The organism is Nitrospirillum guaranorum, from assembly GCF_034653275.1.
Lineage (GTDB): Bacteria > Pseudomonadota > Alphaproteobacteria > Azospirillales > Azospirillaceae > Nitrospirillum.
The window spans coordinates 463,123-476,435 of record NZ_JAYEES010000003.1 but is presented as its reverse complement, the minus strand read 5'-3'; the positions used below and the strand labels follow the sequence as shown (position 1 = coordinate 476,435).

Annotated in this window: 14 protein-coding genes; 5 read left to right on the top strand and 9 right to left on the bottom strand. The window is 65.9% G+C overall.

Features of this window, described 5'->3' with window-relative positions; all coding sequences use genetic code 11:
• Positions 1-55 precede the first annotated feature (55 nt).
• Complete coding sequence (locus UAJ10_RS11085; protein ID WP_322915413.1) at positions 56-637, top strand: LOG family protein; 582 nt, start codon at positions 56-58, stop codon at positions 635-637.
• 66 nt (positions 638-703) lie between these two features.
• On the opposite strand, the gene hmpA is transcribed toward UAJ10_RS11085, so the two are convergent.
• From hmpA to hisB, 8 genes are all read right to left on the bottom strand, one after another.
• A complete protein-coding gene (hmpA, locus tag UAJ10_RS11080) occupies positions 704-1,918 on the bottom strand; it encodes an NO-inducible flavohemoprotein (RefSeq protein WP_322915412.1) in 1,215 nt (404 codons plus the stop codon).
• Between the two features lie 233 nt (positions 1,919-2,151).
• Positions 2,152-2,514 carry a histidine triad nucleotide-binding protein gene (locus tag UAJ10_RS11075; RefSeq protein WP_322915411.1) on the bottom strand — a complete coding sequence of 121 codons (363 nt, stop codon included), beginning with the start codon at positions 2,512-2,514 and terminating at the stop codon, positions 2,152-2,154.
• A 53-nt stretch (positions 2,515-2,567) separates the two neighbouring features.
• A complete protein-coding gene (locus UAJ10_RS11070) occupies positions 2,568-2,900 on the bottom strand; it encodes a phosphoribosyl-ATP diphosphatase (protein ID WP_322915410.1) in 333 nt (110 codons plus the stop codon).
• A gap of 4 nt (positions 2,901-2,904) precedes the next feature.
• Complete coding sequence (gene hisF, locus UAJ10_RS11065) at positions 2,905-3,681, bottom strand: imidazole glycerol phosphate synthase subunit HisF (RefSeq protein WP_322915409.1); 777 nt, start codon at positions 3,679-3,681, stop codon at positions 2,905-2,907.
• Complete coding sequence (gene hisA, locus UAJ10_RS11060; RefSeq protein ID WP_322915408.1) at positions 3,681-4,421, bottom strand: 1-(5-phosphoribosyl)-5-[(5-phosphoribosylamino)methylideneamino]imidazole-4-carboxamide isomerase; 741 nt, start codon at positions 4,419-4,421, stop codon at positions 3,681-3,683. The genes hisF and hisA overlap by 1 nt, the downstream gene beginning before the upstream one ends.
• Positions 4,422-4,429: 8 nt before the next feature.
• Positions 4,430-5,023 carry a GNAT family N-acetyltransferase gene (locus UAJ10_RS11055; RefSeq protein ID WP_322915407.1) on the bottom strand — a complete coding sequence of 198 codons (594 nt, stop codon included), beginning with the start codon at positions 5,021-5,023 and terminating at the stop codon, positions 4,430-4,432.
• 58 nt (positions 5,024-5,081) lie between these two features.
• The gene (hisH, locus tag UAJ10_RS11050; protein WP_322915406.1) at positions 5,082-5,747 is read right to left on the bottom strand and encodes an imidazole glycerol phosphate synthase subunit HisH; all 666 of its coding nucleotides are present in this window, start codon (positions 5,745-5,747) and stop codon (positions 5,082-5,084) included.
• Positions 5,748-5,778: 31 nt separating this feature from the next.
• Positions 5,779-6,402 carry an imidazoleglycerol-phosphate dehydratase HisB gene (gene hisB / locus UAJ10_RS11045; RefSeq protein ID WP_040849280.1) on the bottom strand — a complete coding sequence of 208 codons (624 nt, stop codon included), beginning with the start codon at positions 6,400-6,402 and terminating at the stop codon, positions 5,779-5,781.
• Positions 6,403-6,540: 138 nt separating this feature from the next.
• Here hisB and hslV point away from each other — a divergent pair, with 138 nt between their 5' ends.
• The 4 genes from hslV (at position 6,541) to UAJ10_RS11025 (ending at position 12,594) form a co-directional block, all read left to right on the top strand.
• Positions 6,541-7,101, top strand: coding sequence for an ATP-dependent protease subunit HslV (hslV, locus tag UAJ10_RS11040; RefSeq protein WP_145749161.1), 561 nt, complete (start codon positions 6,541-6,543; stop codon positions 7,099-7,101).
• Between the two features lie 8 nt (positions 7,102-7,109).
• Positions 7,110-8,420 (top strand): ATP-dependent protease ATPase subunit HslU, encoded by a 1,311-nt coding sequence (gene hslU / locus UAJ10_RS11035; protein WP_322915405.1) that lies wholly within the window; start codon positions 7,110-7,112, stop codon positions 8,418-8,420.
• 731 nt (positions 8,421-9,151) lie between these two features.
• The gene (locus tag UAJ10_RS11030) at positions 9,152-11,989 is read left to right on the top strand and encodes a TonB-dependent receptor plug domain-containing protein (protein WP_322915404.1); all 2,838 of its coding nucleotides are present in this window, start codon (positions 9,152-9,154) and stop codon (positions 11,987-11,989) included.
• 386 nt (positions 11,990-12,375) lie between these two features.
• Positions 12,376-12,594 (top strand): hypothetical protein, encoded by a 219-nt coding sequence (locus tag UAJ10_RS11025; protein WP_322915403.1) that lies wholly within the window; start codon positions 12,376-12,378, stop codon positions 12,592-12,594.
• 285 nt (positions 12,595-12,879) lie between these two features.
• On the opposite strand, the gene UAJ10_RS11020 is transcribed toward UAJ10_RS11025, so the two are convergent.
• The gene (locus UAJ10_RS11020) at positions 12,880-13,080 is read right to left on the bottom strand and encodes a hypothetical protein (RefSeq protein ID WP_322915402.1); all 201 of its coding nucleotides are present in this window, start codon (positions 13,078-13,080) and stop codon (positions 12,880-12,882) included.
• Positions 13,081-13,313: the final 233 nt, after the last annotated feature.

Sequence of the window (13,313 nt, the reverse complement as noted above, 5' to 3'; positions counted from 1 at the left end):
GCCGGCGCGCCGCCCTTCCCCGGGTGACGCGCCGGCGTTTTCTTTGAGGAACATCATGCGGCGTCTGTGCGTTTTCTGCGGCTCCAGCCCCGGCTTCGACCCCCGGTATCTTGAGGCCGCGCGCGGCCTGGGCCGGGCTTTGGCCGGCGCCGGCATCGGCCTGGTTTACGGTGGCGCCTCCGTCGGCCTCATGGGGGCCGTGGCCGACGCCGTCCTGGACGCGGGCGGCCAGGTCATCGGCGTCATCCCGGAATCGCTGAAGAAGAAGGAAATCGCCCACGCCGGCCTGACCGACCTGCGCGTCGTCGCCTCCATGCACGAGCGCAAGGCCCTGATGGCCGAGCTGTCGGACGGCTTCATCGCCCTGCCCGGCGGCATCGGCACTTTCGAGGAATTGTTCGAGGTCTGGACCTGGGCCCAGTTGGGCCACCATCAGAAGCCCTGCGCCATCTACAACGTCGCCGGCTTCTATGACGGCCTGACCGCCTTCCTCGACAGCGTGGTGGCCTCCGGCTTCATGAAGCAGAACCATCGCGACATGCTGGTGACGGCCGACACGGCTGAGACGCTGCTGGACAAGCTGCGCGCCTACCATGCCCCGGCCGTGACCAAATGGATCAAGGCTGACGAGCGCTGAGAACTCGTTCCAAATAAATGAGGCCGCCGGAAATGATCCCGGCGGCCTTTTCTTTTATCCGCGACCTCAGGCGGCGACCAGATCGTCGGCCGGGCCGAAGAACTCGTAATGGATGCGGTCGGCGGCCACGCCGGCCAGGGCCAGGCCGCCGAGATAGGCGCGCAGGAAGGGCTTGGGCCCGCACAGGTAGATGTCGGCCTGGTGCAGGGGCGTGTTCTCTCGCAGCCAGTCGATGCTGATGAAGCCTTCGCCGTCGTGGGTGACGCCCAGCCGGTCCTGGGGATGCGGCTCGCTGTAGAAGGTGGCGACCTTGATGGTGGGATGCCGGGCGGCGAGATCGCGAACGTGGACATCCATGGCATGGGTGGTGCCGTTCAACGCGCCGTGGATGTAGTGGGTCTCCAGCCCCGGGTGCCGGGCCGCGATCTCCTCCACCATGCTGACCATGGGGGTGAGGCCCACGCCGCCCGACAACAGGATGACGGGCCGCGTCGGCGCCTCATCCAGGAAGAAGTCGCCGGCCGGCGGCGTCGCCTCGATGATGTCGCCCACCTGGACATGGTCGTGCAGATGGCGCGACCCGCCGTTGCCGTTGGCCTCCCGCTTCACGGAAATGCGGTATTGGCCATCCCGTGGCGCGCAGGAGATGGAGTAGTTGCGCTTCACCTCGGTGCCGCCCGCCAGAGTGAAGCGGAAGGTCAGGTACTGTCCCGGCTTGTGGCGGGGCACGCCGCCGCCGTCGGCCGGCCGCAGGATGAAGGAGGTGATGACGCCGCTTTCCCGCACCTTGTCGGCCACTGTGAACTGGCGCCAGCCGGTCCAGCCGCCGTCCTGCGCCGCAATCCCGTCGCGCAGCACGGTCTCGCGCGCCTTCAGCACCTCCGCCAGGAACCAGTAGGCCTCCCCCCAGGCGTTCAGCACCGCGTCGGTTGCGGCATCGCCCAGCACCTCCTTGATGGCGCCCAGCAGGGCGGTCGCCACATAGGGATAGTGTTCCGGCAGGATGTGATAGCCGACGTGCTTGTGGGCGATGCGCTCCACCACCGGGGTCAGGGCGCCCAGGTTCTCGATATTGCGGGCGTAGGCCAGGATGGCGGCGGCCAGGGCATGCACCTGGGCGCCATCCTCACCCTGGTTGGCGTGGTTGAACAGCGCGCGAATGGGGTCATCCTGGAACAGGCGGCGGTACATGGCCCTGGTGATGGTGGAACCGTGTTCGGCCAGCAGCGGCACGGTGGCCTTGACCAGCGTGATGGTTTCCGGACTAAGCGGCTTCGGCATGTCGTACTCCTGTCTGGGGAAGAGGGCGGCTATCCTTACGCGGTCAGGGCGGCGGGCTACCGGGGGCCTAATCATTCATTCCTGATGAATGAATTCCTGCCAGCGATATTGATGCGTGTCAAATACATCTTTTTGAGCGCAGGACGGCGCGCGGCCGGTCCCCCGCGCCGCGGGGGATATGAAAAAGGCCGCCGGGATCGCTTCCGGCGGCCTTCACGGATCATGGAAAGGGGTTACAGTGGCGTCACCAGCCGGCCCAGCGGCCGGCCGCCCAGGATATGGACGTGGTAGTGCGGTACCTCCTGGTGGCTGTCGGGGCCGTGGTTGGAGATCAGGCGGTAGCCGGAGCTCTCCACCCCCGCCTCGGCGGCGATGCGTGAAACGGCGCGGGTGAAGGCGGCGATCTCGGCGTCGCTGGCCTTGGCGCCGAAATCGGCGGCGCTGACGTAGGCCCCCTTCGGTATCACCAGGATGTGGGTGGGGGCCTGCGGATGGATGTCGTGGAAGGCCAGGACGTGATCGTCCTCATAGGCTTTCTTGCAGGGGATCTCGCCGCGCAGGATGCGGGCGAAGATGTTGGTGCTGTCGTATGCCATCTTTTTCTCCCTCAAGCGCCGGCGGGGGCGCGGTCGCCGCCCCTTATAGCGGATCAGCCTTTACGGTTCTTCTTTTCCTCGATGCCGCTGATGCCCTGGCGGGCGGCCAGCACGGCATAGATGTCGTCCGGCGTCAGCCCGGCGTCCGCCCACAGGACCAGCAGATGATAGAGCAGGTCGGCGGATTCGGACGCCAGCTTGTCGCGGTCGCCGCGCATGGCCTCGATCACCGTTTCCACCGCCTCTTCCCCCACCTTCTGGGCGATCTTGGCCGTGCCGCGGCTGAACAGCCGGGCGGTATGCGAGGTCTCGGGGTCGGCGCCCTTGCGGGCCAGGATGGTAGCGTACAGATCCTTAAGCGGATCGCCCTCGGTCTTGCCGGGCATGGCGTCACACCCCGCGCATGGGAATGCCGGCCGCGGCCATGTGCGCCTTGGCCTCGGCGATGGAATAGGTGCCGAAGTGGAAGATGCTGGCGGCCAGCACGGCCGAGGCATGGCCCTGGGTGACGCCGTCCACCAAATGGTCGAGGGTGCCGACACCGCCCGAGGCGATCACGGGCACAGGCACGGCGTCGGCCACGGCGCGCGTCAGCTCCAGGTCGAATCCGCTCTTGGTGCCGTCGCGGTCCATGGAGGTCAGCAGGATTTCCCCCGCGCCGTATTCCGCCATGCGCTGGGCCCACTCCACGGCGTCCAGCCCCGTCTCCTTGCGGCCGCCGTGGGTGTACACGCCCCAGCGGCCGCCATTCGTGGATGATGGGGCCTCGCGCTTGGCGTCGATGCCCACCACCACGCATTGGGCGCCGAACTTCTGCGCCGCCTCGCGCACGAATTCGGGCCGGCTGACGGCGGCGCTGTTGATCGAGACCTTGTCGGCGCCGGCCAGCAGCAGCTTGCGGATATCCTCCACCGTGCGCACGCCGCCGCCTACCGTCAGGGGCATGAACACCTGTTCCGCCGTGCGGCGCACGACGTCGAAGATGGTGTCGCGCCCCTCGTGGCTGGCGGTGATGTCCAGGAAGGTCAGCTCGTCCGCGCCGGCGGCGTCATACAGGCGCGCCTGCTCCACCGGGTCGCCGGCATCCACCAGGTCGACGAAGTTGACGCCCTTGACCACGCGCCCGTCCTTCACGTCCAGGCAGGGGATGATGCGGCGTTTCAGCATCACAGCATCTCCCGGGGGCGGTTCAGCAGGCTCAACGCCGCCACCGGGTCGATGCGGCCGTCATACAGGGCGCGGCCGCAGATGACGCCGGTGATGCCCGTGTCTTCCTGCCGCTTCAGCGCGGCCAGGTCGGCGATGCTGGACACCCCGCCCGAGGCGATGACCGGCGTGGTGAGGTGCGAGGCCAGGTCGGCCGTCGCCTCCACGTTCACCCCGCCCAGGGCGCCGTCGCGGTCGATGTCGGTGTAGATGATGGCGGCCACGCCGGCGTCCTCGAACTTCAGCGCCAGGTCCAGGGCGGTGATGTCCGACGCCTCGGCCCAGCCCTCCACCGCCACGCGGCCGTCGCGGGCGTCGATGCCCACGGCCACGCGGCCGGGGAACAAGCGGCAGGCCTGCTTCACCAGGTCGGGGTCGCGCACGGCGATGGTGCCCAGGATCACCCGCTCCACCCCACGCTTCAGCCAGTCCTCGATGGTGGCGATGTCGCGGATGCCGCCGCCCAGCTGCACCGGCAGCTTCACCCGGTTCAGGATGGCGGCCACGGCGTCGCCGTTGACCGGCCGGCCGGCGAAGGCGCCGTTCAGATCGACCAGATGCAGCCATTCGAAGCCCTGCGCCGCGAAGCGCGCCGCCTGGTCGGCCGGGTCGGTGTTGAACACCGTGGCCTGGTCCATGTCGCCGCGCACCAGGCGCACGCAGGCGCCGTCCTTAAGGTCGATGGCCGGATAAATGATCATGGTTCGCCCTAATCCCGCTTGCTGTCTTGAGGCCGGTCTTCCTGCCGGCTGGGGTCCGTCAAATCCTTGTAGAAGAACAGGCCCGGCACGTCCCGCCCGTCCACCCGCGCATAGTGGGGATGGCGGCCCCATTCGATGTAGCCCAGGGCGCGATACAGCGCGATGGCGGCGCCCTGGGTGGCGCGCACGTCCAGGTTCAGGATGCGGAAGCCGGCCTTGCGCGCCTCGTCCTCCACCGCCAGGGTCAGCGCCCGGGCCAGGCCGTGGCCGCGCCCCCACGGGGCGACGAAGCTGGTGGTCAGGTTGCAGGCGAAGCTTTGCGCCTCATTGTTGCGGGTGGGGCGCACCAGCTGGGCCGATCCGGCGATGACCCCGTCCAGGCGGCCCACCAGCAGGGTGCGCTCCGGCACCACCATCACACCCTTCCAATAGCGCTCCATGGCCTCGCGCGCGGGGGGCGTCACCCAGCCGAAGCCGCCACCATCGCGGATGGCCAGGTCGGCGGCGTCGCACAGGTCATCCATGTCGCCGGGGCGGATGCGTTCCGCCACCTCCACGGTGATCTGGGCGCTGGGGGCGGCCGGCGGGTGCGCACCGGTCATGGGAAACCTCGAAGCGTGGCGGCGGGAACGGTGACGCGTTGATGGGAACAGGGGGTGATCAGGGCGTCCAGGCCAGGAAATTGGCGATCAGCGTCAGGCCCGTGGCCTGGCTTTTCTCGGGATGGAACTGGGTGCCCGCCAGGTTGTCGCGGCCCACCAGGGCGGGGATGGGGCCGGCGTAGTCGGCGTGGGCCTTCAAGAGGGCGGGGTCGCCCACCTTCAGGCCATAGGAATGGACGAAATAGACATGGGCCCCGGCCTCGATGCCGGCCAGCAGCGGGTGGTCCGCCTGGTCCAGCACCAGCTCGTTCCAGCCCATGTGCGGGATCTTCAGGGCGGGATCGGCCGGGGTCAACCGTTCCACCACCGCATCGATCCAGCCCAGGCCTGGGTGTACGCCGTGTTCGCGGCCCTCGCGCGCCATCAGCTGCATGCCGACGCAAATGCCCAGGAAGGGCTGGCCGCGGCGGATCACCGCCTCTTCCAGCGCGTCCTTCAGCCCGTCCACGGCCAGCAGGCCGCCCATGCAGTCGGCGAAGGCGCCCACGCCCGGCAGGATGATGCGATCGGCCCGGGCGATGGCGTCGGGGTCGGCCGTGACCGTGACGGCCAGCCCATGGCGCCCGGCCTCCTGCGCCGCCCGCTCCACCGCCTTGGCGGCGGAGCGCAGGTTGCCGGAGCCGTAGTCGATCAGCGCCACGGAGGCGGAAGAGGTCGCGGTCATAGGCGGCGGGCCCTGTGACTGGAAGAAAGGATCAGAGCGAACCGCCCAGCACACCCTTGGTGGAGGGCACGGCGTCGGCCTTGCGCGGGTCGATCTCGATGGCGGCGCGCAGGGCCCGGGCCAGGGCCTTGTAACAACTCTCCACGATGTGGTGGTTGTTCTCCCCGTACAGGTTTTCCATGTGCAGCGTGGCACCGGCGGCGAAGGCGAAGGCCTGGAACCATTCCTTGAACAGTTCCGTGTCCATCTCGCCCAGCTTGTCGCGGGTGAAATGGACCTTCCAGATCAGGTAGGGCCGGTTGGACAGGTCGATGGCCGCGCGGGTCAACGTCTCATCCATGGGGATGTAGGCGTGGCCGTAGCGGTTGATGCCGCGCCGGTCGCCCAGGGCCTTGGCCACGGCTTCGCCGATGGCGATGCCGGTATCCTCGGTCGTATGGTGGAAATCGATGTGCAGGTCGCCCACAGCGCGCACCGTCAGGTCGATGAGCGAATGGCGCGACAGCTGCTCCAGCATATGGTCAAGGAAGCCGATGCCGGTCGACACGTCGTAACGGCCGGTACCGTCGAGATCCACGGTCACGCTGATCTGCGTTTCCTTGGTCTTGCGCTCCACAGTGCTGCTGCGGGCGCCTGCTGGTTCGTTCCTGTCCATAAACACTACTTAGCAGCAAGGCTGTTACCGTGAAAGGGCCGGAGCACCGACTCTGGCGCATGGCTTGACCCGCATCATCGCCATCCCACATACCGTGGGCCCTTCATTCATTTCCATTCCAACGGAAGCCTCAAGGCCATGTCCGATTACGGCAAGACCCACGACCCCATCCAGTGGCACGGCACCACCATCCTTTCCATCCGCAAGAACGGGCAGGTGGTGGTGGCCGGCGACGGCCAGGTGTCGGTGGGCAACACGGTGATGAAGTCCAACGCCCGCAAGGTCCGCCCCCTGGCCGGCGGGTCGGTCATGGCCGGCTTCGCCGGCGCCACGGCGGACGCCATGACCCTGTTCGAACGCCTGGAGGCCAAGCTGGAACAGTATCCGGGTCAGCTGACCCGGGCCGCCGTGGAACTGGCCAAGGACTGGCGCACCGACCGCTACCTGCGCCGGCTGGAGGCGATGATGGCCGTGGCCGACAAAAGCGCGAGCTTGATCCTGACCGGCAACGGCGATGTGCTGGAGCCGGAGGACGGCATCATCGGCATCGGCTCTGGCGGCGCCTACGCCCTGGCGGCCGCCCGCGCCCTGATCGACCTGCCGGACCTGGATGCGGAGGCCATCGCCCGCAAGGCGCTGGGCATCGCCGCCGACATCTGCGTCTACACCAACCGCAACATCACCCTGGAAAAGCTGTGAGCCCGGCGATGACCTCGTTCTCCCCCCGCGAAATCGTCTCGGAACTGGATCGCTACATCGTCGGCCAGAAGGACGCCAAGCGCGCCGTCGCCATCGCGCTCCGCAACCGTTGGCGCCGCCAGCAATTGCCCGATGGGCTGAAGGAGGAGGTTCTGCCCAAGAACATCCTCATGATCGGGCCCACCGGCGTGGGCAAGACGGAGATCGCGCGCCGCCTGGCCAAGCTGGCCCAGGCCCCCTTCCTGAAGGTCGAGGCGACCAAGTTCACGGAAGTCGGCTATGTCGGCCGCGATGTGGAACAGATCGTGCGCGACCTGGTGGAGATCGCCATCACCCTCACGCGCCAGCGCCTGCGCAAGGAGGTGGCGGCCAAGGCCGAGCTGCGCGCCGAGGAACGGGTGCTGGATGCCCTGGTGGGCGAGGGGGCGTCATCCGAGACGCGGCAGAAGTTCCGCAAGATGCTGCGCGAGGGTCAGCTGAACGACAAGGAGATCGAAATCCAGGTGCAGGACAACGCCGCGTCCGCCCCGGCCTTCGACATCCCCGGCATGCCCGGCGGCAGCATGAGCATGATCAATCTGGGCGACATCTTCGGCAAGGCCTTCGCCGGCCGCACCAAGGCCCGCCGCATGACGGTGGCCGAAAGCCACGTCGTGCTGATGGCCGAGGAATCCGACAAGCTGCTGGACAACGAGACGGTGGTGGCCGAGGCCATCCACGCCGTGGAGCAGAACGGCATCGTCTTCCTGGATGAGATCGACAAGATCACCGCCCGGTCCGAAAACCGGGGCGGCGGCGACGTCAGCCGTGAAGGTGTGCAACGCGACCTGCTGCCCCTGATCGAGGGCACGACGGTCAACACCAAGCACGGCGCGGTGAAGACCGACCACATCCTGTTCATCGCGTCCGGCGCCTTCCACGTGGCCAAGCCGTCGGACCTGCTGCCGGAGCTGCAGGGCCGCCTGCCCATCCGCGTGGAACTGAAGCCCCTGACCGAGGAGGACTTCCGCCGCATCCTGACGGAGCCGGAGGCGAGCCTGATCAAGCAGTACGTGGCCTTGCTGAAGACCGAGGACGTGGCCCTCAGCTTCACCGACGACGCCATCGACGAGCTGGCGCGCCTGGCGGTGCAGATCAACAGCACGGTGGAGAACATCGGTGCCCGCCGTCTGCACACCGTGCTGGAACGCCTGCTGGAGGAGATCAGCTTCACCGCCGCGGATCAGGCCGGCAGCGCCGTCGCCATCGACGCCGCCTATGTGCGGGAGAAGGTGTCGGACCTGGCCAAGAACGCCGACCTCAGCAAATTCATCCTGTAAGCGTTGGCGCGGCGTTGCCGGAGGAAGGCGGGATCGCGAGGTCCCGCCTTTTTTGTCGAGCGGGACGTGGAACGAGATCGGACTACTATTTTAGTGATAGTGGTCTCCGCAGCCGCTCGCGTGGGGCAAGGTCCGTGATCTTGACGGCGCGTGGCTGCGGACATGACGCCCGGTTAAGCGGGCTGCCGAAAATCCTCCTTACAAAACAAGGTGATATGCGGCACTTTGACGCATGCTGCGGTTTGTATCCCTCGATGGGTATCGCAGGCTACCCTATCCGAGTCGGTATTTGCGGTGTGGATGTCTAAGCCGAAAGGCGTACGGAAAGTGACATGGCTTGGGCACGGCCACCCGAAGGCCCATGCTTAGATAATTTATATTCAGAGCCAAAATCTTTGATGAAATTTTATAACAAAACTGTATCAAAAAAGTTACATAGTTGCCACCATTGCAAAATAGCAAACTTTCCTCATTGACGTCCGTTTAGCCCCTCCCGGACTGTTTCAGCCTGTCGTCCGGCCTATTGAACAAGAACTGGTGTGCGACGGCCGTCACCGCTGTGGGGCAAAACGCTGCGGTGGCGTAGGCGGATCAATAACAAATCCGAACAGGAGATGGGTTGAATGAGGGGATTACAATTTAGGACTCGCCAGGCTTTGCTGGCGGGTGCCGCCATCGGCTTGTCTACGCTTCCGATTGGCGCGATCATTGCGCACGCGGCTGAAGACGACTTGCAGGAAATCGTCATCACCGGCTCTCGCATCGCGCGATCCGTCACCACGGAAGCCGCGCCCATTCAGGTGATCAGCGCCGAAGACATCGCCAGCCGCGGCGTCATCAACGTCCAGGACGTCCTGCTGCAGAATCCGACGTTCGGCTCGCCGACCTTCTCGCGCTCCAACTCCAACTTCGACATCGCCAACTCGGGTATCGCGACCATCGATCTGCGCAACCTGGGCGAAGATCGCACCTTGGTGCTGGTCAACGGCCGCCGCTTCGTGGCGGGTGAGCCCGGCAGCACCGCCGTCGACCTGAACAGCATCCCGACCGCCCTGATCGACCATATCGAAGTCCTGACCGACGGCGCGTCGGCCATCTATGGCTCCGACGCCATCGCCGGCGTGGTCAACATCATGATGAAGAAGGACTTCGAAGGCGTGGCCGTGGACGCGCGCTATGGCATCTCCAACCATAGCGACAGCATCACCAAGGACGGTACGCTGACCATGGGTGGCAAGATCGGCAGCCGGGGGCACGCCGTGGCCTATTTCGGCTATTCCGAGGAAGGGGCGGTCTATTCCCGCAACCGTGCCGGCACCGCCGTCGACCAGGAATCCACCGGCGTCCTGGATGGCGAGCTGGATCACGCGTTCGAGGTCACCCGGCCCTATCTCTCCTCTTACGCCCCCCAGGGCAAGTTCACCGCCGGCAAGTCCACTTATACCTATCTGCCCAACGGCACGCTGGTCACCGGCTTCTACACCAACGGCAACAGCGCCCTTGGCCGCCAGCCCGATGGTTTCAACCGCAGCGCCTACCGCACCATCGCCATCCCCACCACCCGGTACACCGGCGCCGCCAACGCCGACTATGAGCTGACCGACTGGGTCAAGGCGTTCACCGAGATCAACTACGCCCAGACCCATACCCAGTCGCGGCTTGAACCCTTCCCTCTGGCGTCCAACCAGATCTTCACCGATCCCAGCGCCCTCGGGCAGTGGGACGTGCAGTATCGCGACGCCAATGGCGTCATTCGGAACAACCCGCTGGTCCCCGCCGCCATCCTGGCGTCGGCGAAGGACAGCAACGGCGATGGCCTGAAGGACATCCAGTTCACCAAGCGCCTGTCCGACATCGACAATCGCGGCTCGAAGAACGATCGCCAGACCTTCCGTGCCGTCCTCGGCCTTGAGGGCACCATTCCGAAGATCGAGACTCTGGTCCCGACCTTCAGCAACTTCAAGTGGGACGCCTCCTACAACTACGGGCAGACCACCCAGTCCCAGGTGTCGACCGGCCAGGTCAACATCCTGAACTTCGCCAACGCGCTGGATGTGGAACAGCTGGCCAACGGCACCATCCAGTGCCGCAATGCCAGCGCCCGCGCCGCCGGCTGCGCGCCGCTGAACCTGTTCGGTTTCAACTCCATGAGCAAGGCGGCGGCGGACTATGTGCGCGCCGACCAGACGCTGAACGCCAAGGTCACGCAGAAGGTGGCCCAGGGCAACATCTCGGGCGACGTGTTCCAGCTGCCGGCGGGGCCCCTGGGCATCGCCATCGGCGTGGAACACCGCGTGGAGACCAGCGCGTCCGACAACGACGTGCTGACCCAGCAGGGCCTGAATGGCGGCAACAAGGCCCCCAATGTCGAGGGCTCCTACCATGTCACCGAGGAGTACGCGGAGGCCAACATCCCGCTGCTGAAGGATCTGCCGCTGATCCACAGCCTGTCGATCGACATGTCCGATCGCATGGCCAGCTATTCCAGCGTCGGCGACATCAACAGCTGGCGCGCCGGCGGTGAATATGTGCCGGTCAGCGACCTGCACTTCCGCGGCCACTACTCCGTGTCGGTGCGCGCGCCGCACGTGAACGAGCTGTATGATCCCGGCACCCAGACCTTCCCCACGGGCCTGGTCGATCCCTGCTCGGGCATCACCGCCTCGGGCGGCGGCACGCTGGGGGCCAATTGCCGGTCCATCCCGTCGATCCTGGCCCGCATCAATTCCCAGGGCTCCTTCACCCCGACGCAGGCGGAACTGCAGGGCGTCAGCGGCTTCAACTCCGGCAACCCCAACCTGGGGGCGGAGCGCAGCAAGAACATCAGCGCCGGTGCCGCCTATTCGCCCAGCTTCATCCCCAACCTCAGCCTGACCGCCGACTACTTCGGCATCGTCGTCGACAACGCGGTGGAATCGGTTCCGCGCCAGTTCGCGCTGGATCAGTGCTACCGCACCGGCGACGGCCACAGCGGGCAGTTCTGCGGCCTGATCACCCGCGACCAAAACGGCGCCCTGCAGTACATCAACTCCAACCTGCAGAACGTTGGGCAGCTGGTCACCAGCGGCATCGACATCACCGCCGCGTACAATTACGACCTGGACAAGCTGGGCTTGGCGGGTACCGCCGGCGTCCACGCCAGCTACACCATGCTGTTCCAGGGCTATACGGTGCCGCTGCCCGGCGCCGACCATGACCAGTTCGCCGGTGAGATCGGGGCCTCGCGCCACCGCGCCACCGTCGATCTGACCTACAGCTGGGAAAACCTGAACTTCGACTGGACCGTCCGCTACATCGGCCCAGCCCGGTTCGATGACCAGTTCCTGAAGAGCTACGATTGGCCGCTGACCACCGGCATCGGCGCCAAGATCTATAATGATGTCCAGGTGAGCTATGCCCTGTTCGACCGCACGGTCGAGCTCTACGCGGGCGCGCACAACCTGCTCGATGTGGCGCCGCCCCCCGTCTACTCGGGTCTGCCGGGCGACGTTACAGGCACCGAGACGGCCGCCGGCACGTACGACGTGATTGGCCGGTTCGTTTACGGTGGGGTACGCGTGAAGTTCTAAGAACCACACCAGCGGCGCCGGTCCCGACCGGGCCGGCGCCGGCGGATGTGGATGTTACCCGTTAGGCTACACTTCAAGGCGGCTGCCGGTTCCGGCATGCCGCCTTTTTTCCACCCGCCATTCCGCTATCCGGGGCCGCCGGTTCGAGGGGCCGAGCGCCACCCGATCCGTCTTGCATCAGACAACGGTGTCTTGCCCTTTTAATCCATTAACAGGCTATTTGACTTAAATTTCTCTTGCCGTCCTGGTGTGTGATCTATGACACAGAGTCTCTCTTTAATGAAAAGATAGACTATTTATACCTTAAGAGGGGTTTCGTGGCCCCTGCGGGTAACTTTATTGTTCCCGTACAGGATCAACCCAGGAACATGACATCCGGGGGCAAGATGAACGGCGATGCAACGGAGACGGTGGCGGACCTGCCACTGCCCCATGTCAAGACGAGGGACAGGACTGCCGGCGACAAGAGCGCCGGCCGCTGGCTGCTGCTGGCGTTGACCGCCGTGGGCATGATCCTGCTGGCGGCCTGGTCGTCTTCGGGTGAAAGCAACGCCGCCCCGGCCAAGGTACCGGCCCAGATGTCGGGGGCCCCGGTCGAACAATAACGCCTGAAACAGGTTTGGTTGTTCGCCGGGCGGCCTTGCGGTCGCCCTTTTTTATTTGCGGGTATGTCTTGTCTTTCATGGACTTGAGGCTGGCGGCGGGACGGTGCCCGCCGACGCCGGTCATTCCCGCTGGCCGCACCCCGGAGTCTGGTTTCCGGGGGCGGCTGTCATGGATGGCTCAAGTGAAACGCCGAAAACAGAAGGCGTGCCTTTGGCATCGTGTCCTAGGGCATCGCGTCTTGGGGCATCGTGTCTTCGGATCCGCGTTAAACGACAGCGCCGTTTTCACGCGTGACCGGCCAAGACGGGCTCCGCCACGGTAACCTTGGTCGCGGCCGTCTTCACGGCGGGCTTGGTGGCCTTGCGGGCCACGCTGGCCATCAGTTTCAGGACATCATCGCGGTAGACGCCATCGCGTTCCATCACCAGCCGGACCACCGGGTCCTCCAGCATGTCGGTCAGGCGGGGTTCGTGGTGCACCATCATCGTGTCTCACCCTCCCTTCTTGGGCTTGGTCCAAGCCTGGTCCAGGCTTCGGGGTTCCTCGCCCCATCCCCATGACAGGAGGGGGCGGGGCACGTGCCATCCGTCGCCATGGGGCATATATGAGCATGGCAGACGGCTATGACAGGGGCATGTCGGGTTTGTGGCCGCCGATGTCAGCGGCCATCCGGCATACCCTTGCCGTACAGGGGGTTGCACGCCGCCGGGATCCCGGA